Origin of the sequence: Streptomyces sp. NPDC102462 (genome assembly GCF_044765425.1) — a bacterium.
In the GTDB taxonomy this organism is placed as follows: Bacteria; Actinomycetota; Actinomycetes; order Streptomycetales; family Streptomycetaceae; genus Streptomyces.
This window is the reverse complement of sequence record NZ_JBIWKB010000007.1, coordinates 145,044-165,108: the sequence shown is the minus strand read 5'-3', so window position 1 is coordinate 165,108 and position 20,065 is coordinate 145,044. Positions and strand designations below refer to the sequence as shown.

Genomic DNA, 20,065 nt, shown 5'->3' with positions numbered 1-20,065 from the left:
GATGAGCACTTCGGGAACGACGCCGGACGGACCCGTCCGCGGGGGACGCGTCCCAAGACGGCGGCGTGCACGGATGCCCGCCCGCCGCGCACTGCCTCCCATCCGGACTTTAACCGTCGGTCCAGGAATTTCACCTGGTCAACCGGTCGCTGGAAGCGACCGGGTCGCGGACTGTAACCGCCGGTTCGGACTTTCACCGACCCCGGAGTGCGCTGCTTCTGGTACACGCCCAGTGTGCCACGGCGGATGCCCGTCCCGACAGGGAGGCCGTGTGGGGTGGCTCACAGCGTGGCGCGCCGGGCTCGCCCGCCGGGCCGCCCAGGTCAACTCCCCTGTCCGGGACGACACCTGACCGTGATTCAAACCCATTGACCTTACTGGTCTAGTCCTTTTAGGGTGCGGGCGGGCCCGGTGGCGGTGACGACGGCCCTTGCCCGCCGCCGGGCCGCCAGCCTGAGCAAACCGACCGACGGCGGCGAAGCGCCCCAAAGGGGCGCGGGGAACTGCGCGACCGGCCACGATGCCGCCGCAGCCGACCGACGGCACTTCCCGGCCCTGCCCGCGGAGCGCTCAGCGGTCCGCCAGGGTGAACAGGTCGTCCTGGGCGCGTTCCCGGGCGGTCAGCAGGGCCCCGCGGAGCACGGCCGCGCCGCCGAGGGTGCTCGGCCGTACGTCGGTGGCCAGCGGCGACATCCGCCGCACCCGGTCCCGCACCCGGTCCGCGAGCGGGTCTGCGCCGGCCTGGCCGACCTCCCCGCCGAGGACCACGCAGCCCGGGTCCAGGACGGCGACGACGGAGGCCGCGCCGATGGCGATCCGGTCGGCGAGGGCGGCGAGAAAGCGGTCGGCGGCCGCCGTGGCGGCCCCGGTCACGGCCGTCCGCACCAGGCCGGCGGCGCGCGGCCCGTCCGTGTCGTCCGCGGCGCCGGTCAGCCCGCACTCGTCGGCCAGCGCCTCGATGGCCGCGGCGCCCGCCAGGGAGTGGAAACCGCCCTCGCAGTCCGTCGCCGAGGGCAGCGTCGAGGTGCCGGGGACCGGCAGGAAGCCGATCTCGCCGGTGCCGCCGGATGCGCCGCGGCGCAGGGTGCCGTCCAGGACGACGGCGGCGCCCGCGCCATGGCCGAGCCAGAGCAGGACGAAGGTGTCGCGGTTGCGGGCGGCGCCCTCGCGCTGTTCGGCCACGGCGGCGAGGTTGGTCTCGTTCTCGACGCTGACCCGGGCCTCGGGCAGGCGCTCCTGAAGGGCCGCGACCAGCCGCCGGTGCCAGGCGGGCAGGCCGGAGGAGTCGCGCAGTTCACCCGTGGCCGGATCGATCAGGCCCGGTGCGCCGATGCCGACGGTGTGCAGCCGGTCGGCCCCGGCCTCCTTCGCGGCCCGCTCCACGAGCGTCACCGCCTGCTCCACCGCGAGCCCGGTCCCGATGTCCCCGGCGATGGGCAGGGACGCCTCGGTGAGCACCCGGCCCAGCAGATCGGACACCAGCACGGAGACGCCCTCCGTGCGGACGTCGAGCGCGGCGAGGTGGGCGCGGTCGGCGACGATGCCGTAGAGCCGGGCGTTCGGGCCGCGGCGCTGCTCACCCGACTCGCCGACGACCGTGATCAGGCCGCGCTCGGTCAGCCGCTCGACGAGGTCGGCGACGGTCGGCCGGGACAGCCCCGTCAGCTGCTTCAACTGCCCTGCCGTGAGCGGGCCTTCGTCCTGCAGCAGCCGCAGGGCGAGCCGGTCGTTGATGGCCCGGGCGGTGCTCGGGGATGCGGGCATGACGGGAATCCTCCCAGATCGGCGGAGCCGGCCGGCCGGCCGCTGCGTGCCGGGACGGCGACGATACTCCCTATCTATCAGGCAGGGTCCCTGATAGTTTACGGCCCGAGACAGCGGGGCGACCGTCCAGGGAGGGGCCGGAAGATGAGTGGCGTGCGCTACGCGCAAGGTGAGGTGAAACGCGCCCGGTACGCCGTAGCGGCCGTGTTCGCCGTGCACGGGGCCGTCACCGGCTCGTTCGCGACCCGGGTGCCCTGGATCCAGGACCATGCCTCCCTGGGCGCGGGGCAACTCGGGTTCGCGCTCGCCTTCACGGCGTTCGGCGCCTCGTGCTCGATGCCGGTGGCGGGCCGGATCAGCCATCGCTTCGGCAGCCGGACGGCGCTGCGCGGACTGATCGCGCTGTGGACGCTCGCGCTGATCCTGCCGAGCCTCGCGCCGAACCTGTCCACGCTGTGCCTGGCGATGTTCGCCTACGGCGCGAGCGCCGGTATGGCCGACGTGGCGATGAACGCGCTCGGGGTGGAGGTGGAGCGGCTGCTCGGCAAGTCGATCATCTCGGGGCTGCACGGCATGTGGAGCGCGGGCGCCCTGATCGGCTCGGCCGCCGGCACCCTCGCCGCGCACCTGGGCTCGGACGCACGGCTGCACTTCGGGCTCGCGGCGGCCGTCCTCACGCTGCTCGGCGTGCTGGCCGCCGGCCGGGTGCTGGACCTCCAGCCCGCCGAGGACGAGGAGCCGCCGCCGCGGTTCGCGCTGCCGCCCCGCTCGGCGCTGCTGATCGGCGCGGTCGGCTTCTGCGCGGTGTTCGCGGAGGGCGCGAGCCTCGACTGGTCGGCGGTGTTCCTGCGGGACCGGCTGGACAGCTCCGCCGGGCTCGCCGCGGCCTCCACGACCGGGTTCATGCTGACCATGGCGATCGCCCGGATCGCCGGGGACGCGGTGGTGAACCGCTTCGGCGCGGTGCGCACGGTCCGGGCGGGCGGGGTGCTCGCCGGGGGCGGCGGTCTGCTGATCGTGGTCGCGGGGCATCCGGCGGTGGCGATGACCGGGTTCGCGCTGATGGGGTTCGGCATCGCGGTCGTGGTACCGCTGTGCTTCGCGGCGGCCGGGCACAGCGGCCCCAATCCGAGCCAGGCCATCGCGGGCGTGGCGACCATCACATACACCTCGGGCCTGATCGCGCCCAGCCTGATCGGCGGGGTGGCCCAGGCGACCAGCCTGATGGTGTCGTTCTGCCTGGTGACCGTGCTGGCGTGCGGGCTCGCGGTGTTCGCGGGCGTGCTGCGCCCTGGCGGGCGGGCCCAGGCCGAGGCCGGCCGCCCCACCACGGCGGTCCCCGACCCACGCCCCTGAAGCTGCCGCCCGTCGCCTCGGTGCCGCTGGCTCTGGGCTGCGGGCGGCGCCGTAGTTCCCCGTGCCTACCTGCCCAGGGCGGGCGCTCGCCGTGGGACGGCACGTCGTCAGCCGTGTGCCGGCGGCCCGTGGCTGGGCGCGCAGTTCCCCGCGCCCCCTTCGGGGCACGGCAGGCCGTCGGTCGGGTGCGGCACTGTGGGGGCTCAGCGCGCAGTTCCCCGCGCCCCTCGGGGCGTATCAGGTTCCGCAGGTCATATGACAATGGTGCGGATCCTCCTCACGTACAGAGAAAGCGAAACCTCACCATGGACCTCGGCGTGCGCTGGAAGCTGCACGGGGACGGGCGTACGCCCGCGCCCGGAGCGGTGGTACGCCCCGACGAACGGCTGTCCTGGCCCCGCACGATGGGCCTCGGCGCCCAGCACGTCGTGGCGATGTTCGGCGCGTCCTTCGTGGCCCCCGTCCTGATGGGCCTCGACCCCAACCTCGCGATCATGATGTCGGGCGTCGCCACCGTGATCTTCCTGCTCGCGACCCGCGGCCGGGTGCCGAGCTATCTGGGCTGCTCCCTGTCCTTCGTGGGCGTCGCCGCGGTCATCCGCGCCCAGGGCGGCACCAGCGCGACGGTCACCGGGGCGGTCTTCGTCGTCGGCGTCGCCCTGTTCCTGGTGGGGCTCGCCGTGCAGCGGTTCGGGGCGCGCATCATCCACGCGGCGATGCCCCCGATCGTCACCGGCGCCGTGGTGATGCTGATCGGTTTCAACCTGGCACCGGTCACCGCGTCCACCTACTGGCCGCAGGACCAGTGGACGGCGCCGCTCGTGATGCTGTTCACCGGTCTTGCCGTGGTCTGTCTGCGCGGCTTCTGGTCACGTATCGCGATCTTCCTGGGCCTGGTCTTCGGATACGTCGTCTCCTGGGCCTTCGACCGGATCTTCGGCCGGATCCACTCGGTGGACGCGAGCGGCAGGCTCACCGACCACTGGCGCCTGGACCTGTCCGGCGTCGGCAAGGCCGACTGGATCGGACTGCCCTCCTTCCACGGCCCGTCCTTCCAGTGGTCGGCGATCCTGGTCGCCCTGCCGGTCGTCATCGCGCTGGTCGCGGAGAACGCCGGACATGTCAAGGCGGTCGGCGAGATGACCGGTGACCCCCTGGACGACCGGCTCGGCACGGCGATCTCGGCGGACGGCGTGGGGTCGATGCTGTCGACCGCCGTCGGCGGCCCGCCGAACACCACGTACTCCGAGAACATCGGCGTGATGGCCGCCACCCGCGTCTACTCGACGGCCGCGTACTGGGCCGCGGCCGGCTTCGCGCTGCTCTTCGGCCTGTGCCCCAAGTTCGGCGCGGTCGTCGCCGCGATCCCGGGCGGGGTGCTCGGCGGCATCACCGTCATCCTGTACGGCATGATCGGCCTGCTCGGCGCGCAGATCTGGCTGCACGCCGAGGTGGACCTGCGCAACCCGCTGAACCTGGTCCCGGCCGCCGCCGGCATCATCATCGGCGTCGGCAACGTCTCCATGAAGTTCACCGACACGTTCTCGCTGAGCGGGATCGCCCTCGGCACGCTGGTCGTCACCACCGGCTACCACGCGCTGCGCGCCTTCGCGCCCGCCCATCTCAAGGGACAGCAGCCGCTGCTGGACGAGGGCACCTCCACCTACGACGAGAGCGCGGGCCCCGACGGGGAAGGCCACCGCGCCGGCTCGTAGGCGTGCTCCGGCGCGCATCTCACCTGGGCGCCCTCGCGGCCCGCGGCGTTCCGTCCTGCGGCCCACCGCGGGACGGGCCGGTTCCCCCGTTCCGGGGACGCGCCGGGCCCGTCGGCACGCGGCTCGGCCGCGGACTGGGACCCTGCCCCCATGGCGCAGTTGGAACAGTTCACGACGTCCGTCCGCACCGTGGACTCCGTCGTCGCGCGGATGCGCGCCCTGGACGCCGCCCTGCCGGCCCGGGACGGGGTCGCGGTCTTCAACCGCGTCTACCTCACCGTCACCGAAGAGGTGGAACGGCGGCTGGATGCCGGGTACTTCGCCGACCGGCGGGCCGCGACCGCGCTGGACGTCCGGTTCGCACACCGGTACCTGGACGCGGTGGACGCGGCGGCGGACGGCCGGCGCGCCCCCGCCTGCTGGCGGCCGCTGTTCCAGCTCCGCCGCCATCCGGGCGTACGGCCGCTGCAGTTCGCGCTGGCGGGCGTCAACGCACACATCGGCCACGACCTGGCGCTCGCCGTGGTGGACACCTGCCGGACGCTCGGCTGCGCACCCGACGACCTGGAGGACGAGTTCGACCGGGTGGGCGATCTCCTCGTCTCGCTCGAGGAACGCGTACGGGAGGATCTGATGCCGGGTCCCGACCTCCTCCAGATCGCCGACCCGCTCACCCATCTGCTGGGCTCCTGGAGCCTGGAGCGGGCCCGGGACGCGGCCTGGTCGGCGGCGCGGGCACTGTGGGCGCTGCGCCGGTACGGGGACCTCGCCGAGGAGTTGGCCGAACGCCTCGACGCGGCCGTCGGCCTCGCGGGCCGGCTGCTGCTCACCCCCCTACCGGACTGATCCGGCCATTGCCCGAGCGTTGCCCGGAAACCCGTGTACACCGCAGGTAGGTTGACCGGCAGGCACCCGATTGCGAAGGAGCAGCGGTATGGCGATCCGGCTCGGTCTCGGTCTTCCCCAGATGCGGCAGTACTCCATCGGCAAGGACGTACCCGACGTGGCCCGCGCGGCCGAAGGGATCGGCTACGACAGCCTGTGGGTCTTCGAACGGGCCCTGTTCCCCGAGCCGGCCACGCAGGGCCTGTACGGCATCGAGGGGCTTGCCTGGCCGGACAGTTACCGTGATGTCGCCGAACCGCTGGTCACGCTCACCCTGGCGGCGTCGGCCACCGAACGGGCCCAGCTCGGCTCCAGTGTGCTGATCGCGCCGCTGCACCAGCCGTTCCAGCTGGCCAAGGCCCTCGCCTCGCTGGACGCGGCGAGCGGTGGTCGGGTCCTCGCCGGCTTCGGCACGGGCTGGTCCCTCGACGAGTACGCGGCGGCCGGGATCCGGCCGTTCGAGGAGCGCGGCCGGGTGCTGGACGAGCTGATCGAGGTCTGCCGGGCGGTGTGGGGCCCCGACCCGGTGCGCTACGAGGGCGGCATCACCAAGATCGCCTCGGCCGTGGTCGGGCCGAAGCCCGCCCGGCCGATCCCGATCCTGCTGGCCGCGGGCACCAAGCGGGCGCTGCGGCGGCTGGTCGACCACGCCGACGGCTGGCTGCCGGTGGGCCTGGGCGCCGACCAACTCGCCGCGCAGTGGCGGCAGGTGCAGGACCTGGCGGCCGAGCGGGGCCGCACGGAGCCCGTCCGGACGGTGCTGCGGGTGAACACGACCCTGACGGCCGCGCCCTACGCCGGCGCCGACCGCCGGCCCTTCCAGGGCGATGCCGGCCAGATCGTCGAGGACCTGGTGGCCCACGCGGCCGTCGGCCTGGAGGAGATCATCGTCGATCTGCAGAGCGGCGCCCGCGACGCCGCACACCTCAAGGACGTCGCCGCGGAGGTGTACGAGAAGGCACGGGCCGCGGGCGTCTGAGCGCGGTCATTCCTCGGGGAGTTCCACCGGGGCTATCGCGTCGTAGACGTCGCCCGGGCCGGGGTTGGCGGGGTCCGTCGCCCCGCCGAGGTGGTGCAGCACGCCCCAGACCGCGTTGAGCGCGGTCTGGACGGCGCCCTCGGCCCAGCCGGCCGTCCAGGAGATGTCGTCGCCCGCGAGGAAGATGCCGCGCTTGCCGGCGGGCAGCCGGTCCTGCATGAAGTGGGTGAACAGGCGCCGCTGATAGCGGTAGTGGCCGGGCAGGTTGGCCTTGAACGCGCCCATGAAGTAGGGCTCGTTCTCCCAGGAGACCGTCACCGGGTTGCCGATGATGTGACTGCGGATGTCGACGTTCGGATAGATCTCGCCGAGGGACTTCAGCATGACCTCCATCCGCTCCCGGGCGCTGAGCGGCAGCCACTTCAGGCTGTCGTCGCACCAGGTGTAGGACAGGCAGATCACGGCCGGCCGGTCCGGGCCGTCGTCGAGCAGATAAGTGCCGCGGGTCATACGGTCGGTGAGCGTCATCGACATCACGTCCCGGCCGGTGGCCGGGTCCTTGTCCCGCCAGAACGGCCGGTCGACCGGGACGAACAGTTTGCTGGACTCCATGTAGTGGGTGCGCTCGATCGCCGTCCAGTGGTCGATCGGGAACAGCGAGTCGTCGCAGGCGATCTGGGAGAGCAGCATCCAGGACTGGGCGGTGAACACGACCGCCCGGTAGGTGCGGATGTCGCCGTGCGCGTCCGTCACCGTGATCCGGTCGCCCGCCGTACGGTGCAGCCGGGTCACCGCGGGCCGGGGCGCACCACCGTCGTGCAGCGCCGCGAGGGAGGTCCCCTGGGCCCAGTGCACGATCTTCTCCGGCGCCCGCTCCCACAGCCGCAGCGGCAGTTGCTGGGAGCCGCCGACGATGCCGCGGTGGTGGTCGTCGGCCTCGGTGTAGACGACGCGCAGGATCTCCAGGATGGAGTTGGGGAAGTCGGTGTCCCAGCCGCCGGTGCCGAAGCCGACCTGTCCGAAGATCTCCCGGTGCCGGAAGGAGCGGAACGCCGCGGAGTCGCACAGGAAGCCGTAGAAGGTCTGGTTGTCGAGTCCGGCCACCAGCCGTGCCCAGATCTCCCGGATGCGCGGCACGTCCCGCTCGCGTATCGCCCGGTTCATGGCGGAGAAGTCCGCGCCCTCTTCGAGGCACCTGTGCCAGGCGTCGGCGACGTCTCGGTAGACCTGCGGCAGATCGTCGATCGTCTCGGCGTAGTGCGACTCGCCCTTGAGGTCGACGACGGTCGACGGCGTCGCCTCGGCGAGGGGGTTGGGGAAGGGGCGCGTCCGCAGGCCGACCAGGTCGATGTAGTGCTGGAAGGCCGTGGAGGACGGCGGGAAGCGCATCGCGCCCATCTCGGCCGTCAGGGACGGGTCGCAGCCGTCGAAGCCCACCGTGCGCAGCCGGCCGCCGAGCCGGTCGGCCTCGTACACGACGGGCCTCAGGCCCATCTTCATCAGCTCGTAGGCGGTCACCAACCCGGACAGGCCGCCGCCGACGACCGCGACCTCGGTGCCGTGCTCGGTCGCGGGGATCTGGCCGAGGCCCGCCGGGTGGGCGAGGTAGTCGTCGTACGCGTACGGGAAGTCCGGTCCGAACATGGTGATCGGCGGCTGCTGCCCGGGGGCGCGCCCGGCGGCACCGGGCACCGTGGACGTCATGGGCTGGGGACTCCTTGCTCGGGTGAACTCGGGTGAGCTGTACGGGGGTTCAGACGACGGGCCGGTACAGGCCGGGGCGGCGGTCGCGCAGATACGGGTTGGCCTCGCGGGAGGCCGCCAGGAAGCCGGGGTCGACGTCGGCGACGAGCAGGTCCTCGGTGCGGCCGGCCCGGGCGCGGGCGGTGCCGTCCGGACCGGCCAGCGTGGACAGCCCGACGAAGTCGAACTCGCCCTCAGGGCCGACCCGGTTGACGTAGGCGACGTACATCTGGTTCTCGAAGGCCCGCACGGGGACCAGCGACTCCGCGACGAACTGGTACGGGTGCATCTGTGCCGTCGGCACGACGAGCAGGTCGGTGCCGGCCAGCGCGTGCGCGCGGACGTTCTCCGGGAACTCGACGTCGTAGCAGATCAGCAGGCCGACGGTGAGGCCGTCCAGGTGGGCCTGGACGACCGGCCGGTCGCCGGGGGTGAAGTGCGCGTGCTCGAAGGGGCCGAAGAGGTGGGTCTTGCGGTAACCGGCGAGCCGGGTGCCGTCGGCGGAGATCAGCTGGGCGGAGTTGTGCACGGCGGCGCCCGCGCGCTCCGGGTAGCCGTAAGCGATCGCAAGGCCGTGCCGGCGGGCGATGTCGGCGACCGCGGCGGCCCGGTCGCCGTCGGCGGGCTCGGCGAGGCGGCCGATGTCCGCGCCGATCGCGTACCCCGTCAGGAACATCTCCGGCGTCGCCAGCAGCGCGGCGCCCGCGGCGGCGGCACGGGCCGCGGCCTCGTCGAGGACCTTGAGGTTCTCGGCGACGGAGCCGGGGCGGCCGGAGCTCTGGAGCAGGGCGATGCGCATGGGTGATCCTCACCGGTGCGGGGGTTGGGGGCCACCTAGACCGTACGGTCGGCGTACGGGCCGGACAAGAAGCACCCGTTGCGCGCCGACGAGCGGTTCATTGCGCGCGTCCGGGCCCACCCGGCGATTCGTTGCGCAGCCTGAGCGCTCCGCTGGATGAGCCGCGCTGTGCCGTCAGTTGTCCGCGGCGCCGTCGTGGCTGGGCGCGCCCGCGCGGCGGAGCCGCATATCAATACAGCCCCGCGCCCCTTCGGGGCGCGCTGCCGCACCGCAACGGACTTCGTCGGGCCTGCTCAGCGACGTCGGTCAGGTCTTCCAGGGTGAGGCCGACGAGGCTGGTGCGGACGGTGCGGCCGGGTGCGGCGTTGATCGGCGCGAGGGACGGCACGGCCAGGACGGCGCAGCCGGCCGCCTCGGCGGAGGCGACTCCGGTGCCGGTGTCCTCGACCGCCACACAGGCCGCCGGGTCGACGCCGAGGGCGCGGCAGGCGGCGAGGTAGGGGTCCGGGTCGGGCTTGGTGCGGCCGGTGTCGTCGGCGGTGACGGAGACCGCGAACCGGCCGGGCCCGAGGGCGTCGAGCACGATGTCGGCCACGGCCCGCGGGGACGCGGTGACCAGGGCGGTGGGAATGCCGGCCCGGCCGAGCGCGTCGAGCAGGCCGACGGCGCCGGGGCGGGGCACGACGCCCGTGCGGACGCGGGCCGTGAACTCCCGGTGCAGTTCGTCCGCGAGGCCGGCGGCCGGGCGCCCGGCCGCCGCGGCCAGCCAGCCGGCGGTGTGTTCGACCGCGCGGCCGAGCACTTCGGGCCGGTCGGCCGCGGTCAGCGGGCGTCCCGCGACCCGCTCCACCGCCTCCCACCACAGCCGCTCGGTGTCCACGAGCGTGCCGTCCATGTCGAACAGGACGGCCTGCAGCGGGAGTCGGGGATGGGAGGTCACGTCGGTCCTGCTCCTCACTTCTGGATACGTTCCGCCACCAGCACCGGCCGCTCGGGCAGCGACACCCGCACGGTGGTTCCCGCGCCGAGCCCGGCGGCCTCGTGGGCGGGCAGGTCGGCCTTGGCCTCGGTGCCGTCGGCGAGCCCGACGGTGACCCGGACCACGGCGCCCAGGAAGGCGGTGGCGGCGATCCGGGCGGTGCCCGTCTCGTCGGCGCTGACCCGGACGGCCTCGGGCCGGACCAGGACGTCCACCTCGGTGGCGGCCGGGGCCGTCCCGTCGACGGGCAGCCGCTGCCCGAGCACGTCCACCGTGTCGCCGGCGAGGGTTCCCGGGATCCGGCTCATCGTGCCGACGAACTCGGCGACGAAGGCGGTGGCGGGCCGCCCGTACAACTCGGCGGGCGCCGCGCACTGTTCGAGCCGTCCGGCGCGCATGACGGCGACCCGGTCGGCGACGGACAGCGCCTCCTCCTGGTCGTGCGTCACGAACAGCGTGGTGATGCCGAGTTCCTGCTGGAGCCGGCGGATCTCCTCGCGCAGGGTCAGCCGCACCTTGGCGTCGAGCGCCGACAGCGGTTCGTCGAGCAGCAGCACGCGCGGGCGCAGCGCGAGGGCCCGGGCCAGCGCGATGCGCTGCTGCTGGCCGCCGGAGAGCTGGTGCGGGAAGCTCCGGCCCTTGTCGGCGAGGCCGACCAGCTCCAGCAACTCGGCGGCACGGGCCCGCCGTTCGGCGGTGCGCACGCCCCGCATGCGCAGTCCGAAGGCGACGTTGTCGAGGGCGTTGAGGTGCGGGAAGAGGCTGTACGACTGGAAGACCATCCCGGCGTCGCGGCGGTGGGCCGGCACCCGGGTGATGTCCTCGCCGTCCACCAGCACGGCGCCGGCGTCCGGCTGCTCGAACCCGGCGAGCATGCGCAGCGCGGTGGTCTTGCCGCACCCGGACGGGCCGAGCAGCGCCAGGAACTCCCCCTGCCGCACGGCCAGGTCGAGCCCGTCGAGGGCGACGGTGGTTCCGAACGCGCGGCGCAGTTCACGGAATTCGACGGTGGCGGCCCGCTGAGCGACGGCCTTCTCCAGCGTGGTGGCGGTCATGGTGTCTGTCATCCCTGGGACGAAGCGGTTCGGGTACGCCCGCCGGCACCGGCGAGCGCGAGGAGCAGGGCCCAGGTGACGAGCAGGCTGAGCACGGACACGGCGACGGACAGCTGGGCCTGGGAGCCGCCGACGTTGTAGATCCATACCGCGAAGGGCTGGAAGCCCAGCAGCCGGGCGACGGTGAACTCGCCGAGCACCAGCGCCAGCGTGAGGAAGGCCGCGTTCAGCAGCGCCGGGCGCAGATTGGGCAGGACGGCCCGCAGCAGGGCCTGCGGCCAGGAGGCGCCGCAGCTGCGGGCGGCCTCGACCAGGGTGCGCACGTCGATGGCGCGCAGCCCGGCGTCCAGCGCCCGGTGCACGAACGGCAGCGCCATCACGACGTAGGCGAGGACGAGCACGATCGGGAAGTCGGGGTTCTGGACGGCCATGAACGTCTGGAACAGCGGTGTGCGGGAGAGGTGTTCGGGTCCCCATCTGAGCACCGTGGCGATCCCGGCGACGAACGCGATGGGCGGCACGACCAGCGGCAGTGAGCACACCACCTCGACGACGGGCCGCAGCCGGGGCGCGCCGAGCCGCAGGGCGACCAGGGCGGGCACCATCAGCAGCAGCACGACGGCGATGGTGGCCGCGGCCAGCTCCAGCGAGAGCAGCAGGCCCGGGACGAAGCCGTCGGCGGACAGGATCTGCGCGTAGGCGTCGACGGTGAGGCCCTGCCCGGGCACGTCCACCGTGAAGACCACGGACGCGGCGAGCGGCACCAGGAAGTACAGCGCGGCAAGGCCGAGCACGGCCCACCGCCCGGGGTTCAGGCGTCGAGCCATCGGGTGCTCCGTCGTTGCAGGGGCAGGTACACGGCCATGACGAGGCCCGCGACCAGGACCATGTCGAGGCTGAGGGCGAGTGCCACGTTCTCCTGGCCGACCAGCACGTTGCCGGAGAGGGCGTCGGCGATCTGCAGGGTCACCAGCGGGACGGTGCTGCCGACCATGGCGGCGGCGGTCGCGTACGCGGCGAACGCGCTGCCGAAGAGCAGGACCAGGGCGCCGAGCAGTGACGGCGCGAGGACGGGCAGGGCCACGTGCCGCCAGTACTGCACGGCGGTGGCGCCGTTGTTGCGGGCGGCCTCGCGCCACTGGGAGCGCAGTCCGTCCAGCGCCGGGGTGATGGTGAGGACCATCAGCGGGATCAGGAAGTACAGGTAGACGATCACCAGCCCCCAGAAGCTGTAGAGGTTCCAGCCGGCGTCCGCGAGGCCCAGGTGCCGGGTCAGCACGCCGGCGTTGCCGAGGGTGGCGACGAAGGCGAAGGCCAGCGGGACGCCGCCGAAGTTCGCGAGGACGCCGGAGCCGGTGAGCACCGCGTCGCGCAGCGCCGGGGAGCGGGAGGCCACGACCGCCTGCGCGAGCGGCAGTCCGAGCAGGACGCCGAGGACGGCGGTGACGGCGGACAGCTTCACGCTGCCGGCGAGGGCGGTGAGGTACGGCCCCTGCAGCGAGGTGGTCAGGTTCTCGACGGTGTACGACGTCGTGCCCGTGGCCCGGTCCTCGATGGTGAAGGCGCCGTGCAGCATGGCCAGCGCGGGCACGCCGAAGGCGACGGCGGTGAAGACCAGCAGCGGGGCCACGGCGAGCCAGCCGGGGGCGCGGCGCCGCCGCTTGGGGGAAGCGGTCGGCGCCACGTCCGCGCGCGGGAGGGCGGCGGTCATCCGGAGACGGCCTTCGACCAGCCCTGCGCGAGGACCGTCTTGGCCTTGCTCTGCTGCTCCTCGGTGGGGAAGGCGGGGGTGCCGGTGACGCTCGGGAGCTTGGCGGCGGCCTCCTTGTCGAGGGTGCCGGCCTTGTCCAGGGCGGCCATCAGAACCGGGCGGGCGTACCCCTTCAGCCACAGGTTCTGGCCCTCGGCGCTGTAGAGGTACTCCTGCCACAGCCGGGCGGCGGCCGGGTGCGGGGCGTCCTTGTTGACGGCCTGGGAGTAGTACTGGGCGAACTTTCCGTCGGTGGGCACCGCGACCTTCCAGTCGACGCCCTTGGCGCGGAACTCGTCGGCGTAGCCGGCGTTGAGGTAGTCCCAGTCGATGCTGATCGGCGTCTCGCCCTTCTCGACGGTGGCCGGCGTGGACTCGACGGGCGTGTAGTTGCCGTTCTTCTTCAGCTCGGCGAAGAAGTCGAGGCCGGGCTGGATGTCGTCGAAGGAGCCGCCGCCCGCCAGGGCCGCCGCGTATACGCCGCCGAAGGCCGAACCGGACTGGGTGGGGTTGCCGTTGAGCGCGACCTGGCCCTTGTACTGCGGCTTCAGCAGGTCCTTGAACGTGGTCGGGCACTGCTTGACCCGCTTGGCGTCGCAGCCGATGGAGATGTAGCCGCCGTAGTCGTTGTACCAGCGGGCCTGCGCGTCCTTCTGGCCCTCGGGGATGTCGGCGAACGAGGCCACCTTGTAGGGCGCGAGCAGTCCCTGCTCGGCGGCGCTGAGCGCGAAGGAGCTGCCGAGGTCGAGGACGTCGGGGGCGCGTTTTTGTCCCTTGCGGGAGGTGACGGCGTTGATCTCGTCCTGGCTCGATCCGTCGGGGCTCTCCACCGCGATCTTGATGCCGTACTTCTTCTGGAAGCCGTCGATGAGGGCGCCGTAGTTGGCCCAGTCGCGGGGCAGCGCGATGGCGTTCAGCGTGCCCTCCTTCTTGGCGGCCTCGACCAGCGCGTCCATGCCGCCGAAGTCGGCGGCGGAGGTGGCGGTGGCGGCGCTCTTGCCGTCGGCGGTGGTGGAGGCGTCGTCGGGGGCGGCGCCGCAGGCGCTCAGGGCGAGCGCGGCTACGACGGCGAGGGAGCCGCTGAGGACGGCGGTTCGCGGCAGGGACACGGTCACGGTCTCTCCAGGAGTACGCACGAGGGTGAGGTGACGCAGAAAACTTGTCTGAACAAGTTGGCACTCAGTACGCCCGCCGCCGATGTCCTGACCGTGAACATCGCCCAAACCCCGACCAGAGATTCCCTGCACAATCCCGGCTGGCACACAGCACGGGGAAGCGTCGATTAGGCTGCTCACGCTGTGCACAGCGACCTACGCAGAGGGGATACATGGCCGCGCGACACGAGGAGATCGCCGACGAACTGCGACGGGCGATCGACCGCGAGGAGTACACAGTCGGCAGCCGGCTGCCCGCGGAGACCGAACTCATGGCGCGGTACGGCGTCTCGCGCGGCACGGTGCGCCAGGCCGTCGCGGCCCTCACCGCCGAGGGGCTGATCGGCTCCCGCCAGGGCGCCCGGCGGGTGGTCCTGGCCAGCCGCCGCAGCCAGAGCTTCGCGGAGCTGCGCAGCTTCGCCCAGTGGGCGCGGGCGATGGGCCGCGAGGCGCGGGGGCGGGTGGTGGCGCAGGAGCACCGCGCGGCCACCGAGGAGGACGCCGTGCGCCTCCAACTGCGGGCCGGGACACCGGTGTTGCATGTGCTGCGGGTGCGCGGTCTGGACGGCGCACCGGTCCTGCTGGAACGGACCGTGTACGCGGACTGGATCGCGCCGGCGGTCGAGGCGATCGAGCCGGACTGCCCGTCCGTCACCCAGCGGCTGTTCGAGGACACGGGCCTGGTCTTCGCCTACGGCGAGCATGTCATCGACGCGGTCGCGGCGGGCGCCCAGGACGCGGAACTGCTCGGCGTGCGCCGGACGAGCCCGCTGCTGCGGGTCCGCCGGGTGACCACGACCCGCGAGGGCCGCCCGGTGGAGTGGTCGGATGACCGCTACCGCTCGGACGCCGTCAGCTTCAGCGTGCGCAATTCGATCGGGAACAACGCCCTGACCCGCAAGACCGCCGACCGACCCCGCTGAAGGAAACCCGACGCCCGGGGCGCGCGGCGCCTGGTGACGGCGGTCGGCCGCCGCTGCGGGTGACGGCGGTCAGCCCGGTGTGCCCGAGGTGAAGCGGCGGAGCAGGGGGGACAGGACCAGCACGGACTTGGTCCGCTCCACGAACGGCTCGCCCGCGATGCGTTCCAGCACCCGCTCGAAGTGGCGCATGTCGGCGGCGAAGACCTGCACGACGGCGTCCGCGTCCCCGGTGACGGTGGACGCGGCCACCACCTCCTGGTAGCGCTCCAGGCCCCGCTGGATGGTCTCCGGTGAGGTGTTGCGCCGGCAGTACAGCTCGATGAACCCCTCGGTCTCCCAGCCGAGCGCCGCCGGGTCCACCCGCACCGTGAATCCGGTGATGGCCCCGGTGGCACGCAGCCGGTCCACCCGCCGTTTCACGGCCGGCGCGGACAGGCCGACCAGCTGCCCGATGTCCGCGTAGGAGCGGCGGGCGTCCTCGGCGAGGGCGTGCACGATGCGTTCGTCGAGTTCGTTCAGCACTGCGCGTGGTTCACTTCTTCGTTCGGGTCCCCCTCCGCCGCCGCGGGGGCCTGCGCCGACGCGGGACGGGAACGGCGATGGCCGTACCCGAAGTAGAACACGGGCCCGGCCGCCGTCCACACGCACAGGCCGGGGCCCGGCGCGGACGGCACCGTTGACAGCGGGGTCAGTTCCAGCTGGCGTGCAGGGGCTTGCCCTCGGCGTAGCCGGCCGCGCTCTGGATGCCCACGACGGCCTTCTCGGCGAACTCCTCCAGGGAGCCCGCCCCGGCGTAGGTGCACGCCGAGCGGACGCCCGCGATGATCGAGTCGATCAGGTCCTCGACGCCCGGACGGACCGGGTCGAGGAACATCCGGGAGGTGGAGATGCCCTCCTGGAACAGCCCCTTGCGGGCCCGGTCGTAGGCCGACTCCTCCGAGGTTCGGTTGCGCACGGCGCGCGCGGACGCCATGCCGAAGGACTCCTTGTACAGGCGCCCGTCGGCGTCCTGCTGGAGGTCGCCCGGCGACTCGTACGTGCCCGCGAACCAGGAACCGATCATCACGTTGGAGGCGCCGGCCGCCAGCGCCATCGCCACGTCCCGCGGGTGGCGGACCCCGCCGTCGGCCCACACGTGCTTGCCGTACTTGCGTGCCTCGGCGGCACACTCGAGCACGGCCGAGAACTGCGGCCGGCCCACGCCGGTCATCATGCGGGTCGTGCACATGGCGCCCGGCCCCACGCCCACCTTGACGATGTCCGCGCCCGCCTCGATCAGATCCTGTACGCCCTCGGCGGAGACGACGTTGCCCGCCACGACCGGGACCCGCGGGCCGAGGTCGCGCACCAGCTTGAGCGCGCTGATCATCGACTCCTGGTGGCCGTGCGCGGTGTCGATGACGAGCGTGTCGATCCCGGCGTCCAGCAACTGCTGCGCCTTGCCCGCCACATCGCCGTTGATGCCGACCGCGGCGGCGATGCGCAGCCTGTCGTGCGCGTCGGTGGCCGGGGTGTACAGCGTGGCGCGCAGCGCGCCCTTGCGGGTGAGGATGCCGGCCAGCCTGCCGTCCTCGTCCACCGCCGGGGCGTAGCGGCGGTTGGCCGCGTCCAGCGTGTTGAACGCCTCGCGCGGGTCGATGTCCGCGTCGAGCAGCAGCAGGTCGCGGGACATGACCACGGCGAGCTGGGTGAAGCGGTCGACGCCGGACAGGTCCCGGTCGGTGACGACGCCGACCGGCCGTCCGGCCTCGTCTACGACGACACCGGCGTTGTGCGCACGCTTCGGCAGCAGGGCCAGCGCGTCGGCGACGGTCTGGTGCGGGGCGAGCACGATCGGTGTGTCGAGGACCAGGTGGCGGCTCTTCACCCAGGTGACGACGTCCGTGACGACGTCGATCGGTATGTCCTGCGGGATCACCACCAGGCCACCGCGCCGGGCCACCGTCTCGGCCATGCGGCGGCCCGCGACGGCGGTCATGTTGGCGACGACCAGCGGAATCGTGGTGCCCGTGCCGTCCGGGGAGCTGAGGTCCACACCCTGACGCGAGCCGACCGCGGAACGGCTCGGCACCATGAACACGTCGTCGTACGTCAGGTCGTACGCGGGCTGGATGTCGTTGAGGAAACGCACGTGCTGCACATCCCAGTCGATCAGAGGTGGCCCCCGGACAGGTCTGCCCAGGGGAAGAGCACGTACTTCATTGTCCCATGGCGACCGGAATGCGTGGACCGGGCAGATCGTCCAGGCAGGTCAGGGGCGGATTCGGAGGATCCGACGAAGACCGGCCGGGCGCCGCCGCGGCGACGCGAGGGGGGCCGCCGTCAGCCGAGGGCGAGGGCGACGGTCAGCCGGGGTTCACGCCCGGACGCCTCGGTGAACACCTCCTGCGCGACGGACCACTCCTCGGGCCGCTCACGGGCGTACTCCCGCCAGCCGGTGACGACGACGAGCAGCGCACGGCCGGCCGTCGCCGTCGGCCACACGGACGGATCGGCGAGGCTGTCGGCGAGGGCGTCCCAGTTGCGGCCGAACCAGTCGGGCAGGCCCAGCGCGTGCGCCGACCGGTCCATCAGCCCGGCCTTGTCGGCGATGCCGCCGAGGTCGACCGTCACCACGTACGGGGTCGTCATCTCAGCACCGCCCGGAACGACTCGTAGTGGTCATCGGTGTAGTAGACCTCCTTGCCCTGCCCCGTGACAATCCGCCGGGCGCCGCGGTCGCGCGATCCCGGGGTCCGCACGGTGTATTCGTGGTAGTAGCCGCGCGGGTGCCGGGGCAGCCGTCCCTCGAAGTTGCCGAAGACGACGCCGTCCCTGGCGTACGGGAAGGGGCCGCCGCGGTCGATGAGGGCCAGGGTCTGCCGGGCCTGCTCCGGCAGCCGGGACTCGGCGACGGTGGGCAGGCCGGCCGCCCAGGGCGGCGCGGAGGCGTCTGCGGCACCGGTCGGGGCCGACGAGCAGCCCGTGAGAAGGACGGCCAGACAGAGCAGGAGCGCCGAAAGCGCACGGGGGACGAACCGTGGCAGCATGCGTCGATGCTGCCACGGCCGTCCCCGCATCGCATCGGTCCGCTGCCGCGGCCGGTCAGGGTCCGTCGGGGTCCGCCCGGTTCAGGGCGGGGCGCGGGGTGGGGCCCGCGGTCATCAGACAGTCCGCGGCCGAGGTGTCCGTCACCAGGCTGGTGACCAGGCCGGAGCGCAGCACCGCGTCGATCGCCGCCGCCTTGCGCTGCCCGCCCGCGATCGCGACGACCTCGGGGACCCGGCGCAGCTGGTCGGCCTTGACGGTGATGCACCGCTCCCCCAGGTCCCGGCCGACCCGGCGGCCCTCCGCGTCGAAGAGGTGCGCGGACATCTCGGCGGCGACCCCGAGCGAGGCGTAGTGGCCGCGCTCCTCGTCGCTGAGCATGTCGTGCACCGTCGAGATGCCCGGTTCCCAGGAGCCGATCGAGACACAGGCGACCGTGACCTTGTCGAAGTACTCGAAGGCCCGGGCGATCCCCGTCTGGTTGCGCAGCGCCGCCGCGGTGGCCGCGTCCGGCAGCAGCATCGGCGCGTAGATGGGGTGCGCGTCGCCGCCGGACACCTGGGCGGCGCGGCGGACGGCCTCGACCGAACCGCGCTCGGCGGTCCCGGCGTCGTACACACCGGTCAGCTGGACCACCGTGCACGGCGGCAGCCGGTCGAGGGCGGCGGCCATGTGAATGGTGGACCGGCCCCAGGCCAGGCCCAGCACATCGCCCTCGTTGACCAGCTCGCCGAGCAGGTCGGCCGCGACCTCGCCGAGGTTCTCCGGATCCGGGGTCTCCTCCGCCTCGGCCGGGGACTCGACCACGACGGCGTGTCTGAGGCCGTAGCGGGCGCGGAGCGCGTCGGAGCGATCGGCGTCCAGTTCGGCCGGCACACGGATCTCGATGCGCACGAGATCCCGTTCCAGGGCCGTCTCCAGGACCCGGGCCACCTTGAAGCGGCTGACGCCGAACTCCTCCGCGATCTGGATCTTGGACTTGCCCTCAAGGTAGAAGCGGCGGGCCATGGCCGCCGCCTGCACCAGCTCAGCGGGTCCCATCCGCATGCGGCCCGCCGACATACCCGACACGGCGCTCTCCTCACTGCTGTTCACACTCTGGATTCGCCGTTCATCCTTGCAGATCCGGCGCGGTTGATCAGCCCTGATGGCCGCCGTTCACGTACCTGTGGCTCAGTGGCCGCATGCCCAGGACGCCTTCGCGGTGGCCGTCTGCGCCTGTGCGCGCAGTGCACGGACCGCCGCCGCCGGGTCCTGCGCCCCGTAGACGGCCGAGCCTGCCACGAAGACGTCGGCTCCCGCGTCCGCGCACCGCTCGATCGTGGCCGCCGAGACGCCGCCGTCCACCTGGAGCCACAGTTCGAGGCCGTGCTTGTCGATCAGCTCACGGGTGCGGCGGATCTTCGGCAGCATGATGTCGAGGAACGCCTGGCCGCCGAAGCCGGGCTCGACCGTCATGATCAACAGCATGTCGAGTTCGGGGAGCAGGTCCTCGTACGGCTCGATGGGCGTCGCGGGCTTGAGCGCCATGGAGGCGCGGGCGCCCTTGGCGCGGATCTCGCGGGCGAGCCGCACGGGCGCGGCGGCCGCCTCGACATGGAAGGTGACCGAGGAGGCGCCCGCCTCGACGTACTGCGGGGCCCAGCGATCGGCGTCCTCGATCATCAGATGGCAGTCGAGCGGCGTGTCCGTGGCCCGGGCCAGGGACTCCACGACCGGCACGCCGAGCGTGAGGTTCGGCACGAAGTGGTTGTCCATGACGTCGACGTGGAGCCAGTCGGCGCCCTCGACCGCCTTCGCCTCGTCCGCGAGACGGGCGAAGTCGGCGGACAGGATGCTGGGGTTGATCTGCACGGCCATGCCCCAAGCCTGCCACGCCGCTGCGCTCGGCTGTAACGGCGGTGCGTTCCGTTGTGGTTTGTCTGCGGGTCGGTGG

Annotated in this window: 19 protein-coding genes, 1 pseudogene and 1 riboswitch; of the genes and pseudogenes, 6 read left to right on the top strand and 14 right to left on the bottom strand. The window is 72.9% G+C overall.

Annotated features, from left to right (window positions below; translation table 11 throughout):
• Nucleotides 1-84 precede the first annotated feature (84 nt).
• Nucleotides 85-215: riboswitch (FMN riboswitch) on the bottom strand.
• Between the two features lie 355 nt (nucleotides 216-570).
• Nucleotides 571-1,764 carry an ROK family transcriptional regulator gene (locus ACIRFL_RS09055; RefSeq protein ID WP_404025620.1) on the bottom strand — a complete coding sequence of 398 codons (1,194 nt, stop codon included), beginning with the start codon at nucleotides 1,762-1,764 and terminating at the stop codon, nucleotides 571-573.
• A gap of 144 nt (nucleotides 1,765-1,908) precedes the next feature.
• Between ACIRFL_RS09055 and ACIRFL_RS09050 the strand changes: the two genes are divergently transcribed.
• The 5 genes from ACIRFL_RS09050 to ACIRFL_RS09030 all read left to right on the top strand — a co-directional run bounded on the left by ACIRFL_RS09050 (nucleotide 1,909) and on the right by ACIRFL_RS09030 (nucleotide 6,699).
• Complete coding sequence (locus tag ACIRFL_RS09050; protein ID WP_404025617.1) at nucleotides 1,909-3,120, top strand: MFS transporter; 1,212 nt, start codon at nucleotides 1,909-1,911, stop codon at nucleotides 3,118-3,120.
• A 61-nt stretch (nucleotides 3,121-3,181) separates the two neighbouring features.
• On the top strand, nucleotides 3,182-3,379 hold the full coding sequence (locus ACIRFL_RS09045; RefSeq protein ID WP_404025615.1) for a phage DNA packaging protein J: 198 nt from the start codon (nucleotides 3,182-3,184) through the stop codon (nucleotides 3,377-3,379).
• A 46-nt stretch (nucleotides 3,380-3,425) separates the two neighbouring features.
• A complete protein-coding gene (locus ACIRFL_RS09040) occupies nucleotides 3,426-4,835 on the top strand; it encodes a uracil-xanthine permease family protein (protein WP_404025613.1) in 1,410 nt (469 codons plus the stop codon).
• A 150-nt stretch (nucleotides 4,836-4,985) separates the two neighbouring features.
• Nucleotides 4,986-5,681 (top strand): DUF5995 family protein, encoded by a 696-nt coding sequence (locus ACIRFL_RS09035; RefSeq protein WP_404025611.1) that lies wholly within the window; start codon nucleotides 4,986-4,988, stop codon nucleotides 5,679-5,681.
• A gap of 88 nt (nucleotides 5,682-5,769) precedes the next feature.
• A complete protein-coding gene (locus tag ACIRFL_RS09030) occupies nucleotides 5,770-6,699 on the top strand; it encodes an LLM class F420-dependent oxidoreductase (RefSeq protein WP_404025608.1) in 930 nt (309 codons plus the stop codon).
• Nucleotides 6,700-6,705: 6 nt separating this feature from the next.
• Here ACIRFL_RS09030 and ACIRFL_RS09025 read toward each other — a convergent pair whose 3' ends face one another.
• From ACIRFL_RS09025 to ACIRFL_RS08995, 7 genes and pseudogenes are all read right to left on the bottom strand, one after another.
• Nucleotides 6,706-8,403 (bottom strand): flavin monoamine oxidase family protein, encoded by a 1,698-nt coding sequence (locus ACIRFL_RS09025; protein WP_404025606.1) that lies wholly within the window; start codon nucleotides 8,401-8,403, stop codon nucleotides 6,706-6,708.
• Nucleotides 8,404-8,452: 49 nt separating this feature from the next.
• Nucleotides 8,453-9,241: a carbon-nitrogen hydrolase family protein gene (locus ACIRFL_RS09020; RefSeq protein ID WP_404025604.1), complete on the bottom strand. Its 789-nt coding sequence runs from the start codon at nucleotides 9,239-9,241 to the stop codon at nucleotides 8,453-8,455.
• Nucleotides 9,242-9,560: 319 nt separating this feature from the next.
• Nucleotides 9,561-10,181, bottom strand: a pseudogene (locus ACIRFL_RS09015) (HAD family hydrolase); the annotation flags it as partial.
• A gap of 14 nt (nucleotides 10,182-10,195) precedes the next feature.
• A complete protein-coding gene (locus ACIRFL_RS09010) occupies nucleotides 10,196-11,275 on the bottom strand; it encodes an ABC transporter ATP-binding protein (RefSeq protein WP_404025601.1) in 1,080 nt (359 codons plus the stop codon).
• Between the two features lie 8 nt (nucleotides 11,276-11,283).
• The gene (locus ACIRFL_RS09005; RefSeq protein WP_404025599.1) at nucleotides 11,284-12,102 is read right to left on the bottom strand and encodes an ABC transporter permease; all 819 of its coding nucleotides are present in this window, start codon (nucleotides 12,100-12,102) and stop codon (nucleotides 11,284-11,286) included.
• On the bottom strand, nucleotides 12,087-12,986 hold the full coding sequence (locus ACIRFL_RS09000; protein WP_404025597.1) for an ABC transporter permease: 900 nt from the start codon (nucleotides 12,984-12,986) through the stop codon (nucleotides 12,087-12,089). The genes ACIRFL_RS09005 and ACIRFL_RS09000 overlap by 16 nt, the downstream gene beginning before the upstream one ends.
• Nucleotides 12,983-14,140, bottom strand: a complete 1,158-nt coding sequence (locus ACIRFL_RS08995) for an ABC transporter substrate-binding protein (protein ID WP_404025594.1) — start codon at nucleotides 14,138-14,140, stop codon at nucleotides 12,983-12,985. Before ACIRFL_RS08995 ends, ACIRFL_RS09000 begins: the two co-directional genes overlap by 4 nt.
• A gap of 212 nt (nucleotides 14,141-14,352) precedes the next feature.
• Here ACIRFL_RS08995 and ACIRFL_RS08990 point away from each other — a divergent pair, with 212 nt between their 5' ends.
• The gene (locus ACIRFL_RS08990) at nucleotides 14,353-15,102 is read left to right on the top strand and encodes a GntR family transcriptional regulator (RefSeq protein ID WP_404025591.1); all 750 of its coding nucleotides are present in this window, start codon (nucleotides 14,353-14,355) and stop codon (nucleotides 15,100-15,102) included.
• A gap of 69 nt (nucleotides 15,103-15,171) precedes the next feature.
• On the opposite strand, the gene ACIRFL_RS08985 is transcribed toward ACIRFL_RS08990, so the two are convergent.
• The 6 genes from ACIRFL_RS08985 to rpe form a co-directional block, all read right to left on the bottom strand.
• Complete coding sequence (locus tag ACIRFL_RS08985; RefSeq protein WP_404025588.1) at nucleotides 15,172-15,624, bottom strand: Lrp/AsnC family transcriptional regulator; 453 nt, start codon at nucleotides 15,622-15,624, stop codon at nucleotides 15,172-15,174.
• A 166-nt stretch (nucleotides 15,625-15,790) separates the two neighbouring features.
• Entirely contained in the window at nucleotides 15,791-17,233 is a 1,443-nt protein-coding gene (locus ACIRFL_RS08980) for a GuaB1 family IMP dehydrogenase-related protein (RefSeq protein WP_404025748.1), read from the bottom strand.
• 191 nt (nucleotides 17,234-17,424) lie between these two features.
• Complete coding sequence (locus ACIRFL_RS08975; protein ID WP_404025586.1) at nucleotides 17,425-17,733, bottom strand: barstar family protein; 309 nt, start codon at nucleotides 17,731-17,733, stop codon at nucleotides 17,425-17,427.
• Nucleotides 17,730-18,131, bottom strand: a complete 402-nt coding sequence (locus tag ACIRFL_RS08970) for a ribonuclease domain-containing protein (RefSeq protein WP_404025583.1) — start codon at nucleotides 18,129-18,131, stop codon at nucleotides 17,730-17,732. The genes ACIRFL_RS08975 and ACIRFL_RS08970 overlap by 4 nt, the downstream gene beginning before the upstream one ends.
• A gap of 55 nt (nucleotides 18,132-18,186) precedes the next feature.
• The gene (locus ACIRFL_RS08965) at nucleotides 18,187-19,224 is read right to left on the bottom strand and encodes a sugar-binding transcriptional regulator (RefSeq protein ID WP_404025580.1); all 1,038 of its coding nucleotides are present in this window, start codon (nucleotides 19,222-19,224) and stop codon (nucleotides 18,187-18,189) included.
• 78 nt (nucleotides 19,225-19,302) lie between these two features.
• On the bottom strand, nucleotides 19,303-19,989 hold the full coding sequence (rpe, locus tag ACIRFL_RS08960) for a ribulose-phosphate 3-epimerase (protein WP_404025578.1): 687 nt from the start codon (nucleotides 19,987-19,989) through the stop codon (nucleotides 19,303-19,305).
• Nucleotides 19,990-20,065: the final 76 nt, after the last annotated feature.

Bases quoted from the DNA above. Each gene is read 5' to 3' on its own strand.
- ACIRFL_RS09055 (WP_404025620.1), bottom strand. From the start codon at position 1,764: ATGCCCGCATCCCCGAGCACCGCCCGGGCCATCAACGACCGGCTCGCC.
- ACIRFL_RS09050 (WP_404025617.1), top strand. From the start codon at position 1,909: ATGAGTGGCGTGCGCTACGCGCAAGGTGAGGTGAAACGCGCCCGGTAC.
- ACIRFL_RS09040 (WP_404025613.1), top strand. From the start codon at position 3,426: ATGGACCTCGGCGTGCGCTGGAAGCTGCACGGGGACGGGCGTACGCCC.
- ACIRFL_RS09035 (WP_404025611.1), top strand. From the start codon at position 4,986: ATGGCGCAGTTGGAACAGTTCACGACGTCCGTCCGCACCGTGGACTCC.
- ACIRFL_RS09030 (WP_404025608.1), top strand. From the start codon at position 5,770: ATGGCGATCCGGCTCGGTCTCGGTCTTCCCCAGATGCGGCAGTACTCC.
- ACIRFL_RS09025 (WP_404025606.1), bottom strand. From the start codon at position 8,403: ATGACGTCCACGGTGCCCGGTGCCGCCGGGCGCGCCCCCGGGCAGCAG.
- ACIRFL_RS09020 (WP_404025604.1), bottom strand. From the start codon at position 9,241: ATGCGCATCGCCCTGCTCCAGAGCTCCGGCCGCCCCGGCTCCGTCGCC.
- ACIRFL_RS09010 (WP_404025601.1), bottom strand. From the start codon at position 11,275: ATGACCGCCACCACGCTGGAGAAGGCCGTCGCTCAGCGGGCCGCCACC.
- ACIRFL_RS09005 (WP_404025599.1), bottom strand. From the start codon at position 12,102: ATGGCTCGACGCCTGAACCCCGGGCGGTGGGCCGTGCTCGGCCTTGCC.
- ACIRFL_RS09000 (WP_404025597.1), bottom strand. From the start codon at position 12,986: ATGACCGCCGCCCTCCCGCGCGCGGACGTGGCGCCGACCGCTTCCCCC.
- ACIRFL_RS08990 (WP_404025591.1), top strand. From the start codon at position 14,353: ATGGCCGCGCGACACGAGGAGATCGCCGACGAACTGCGACGGGCGATC.
- ACIRFL_RS08975 (WP_404025586.1), bottom strand. From the start codon at position 17,733: ATGACGACCCCGTACGTGGTGACGGTCGACCTCGGCGGCATCGCCGAC.
- ACIRFL_RS08970 (WP_404025583.1), bottom strand. From the start codon at position 18,131: ATGCTGCCACGGTTCGTCCCCCGTGCGCTTTCGGCGCTCCTGCTCTGT.
- rpe (WP_404025578.1), bottom strand. From the start codon at position 19,989: ATGGCCGTGCAGATCAACCCCAGCATCCTGTCCGCCGACTTCGCCCGT.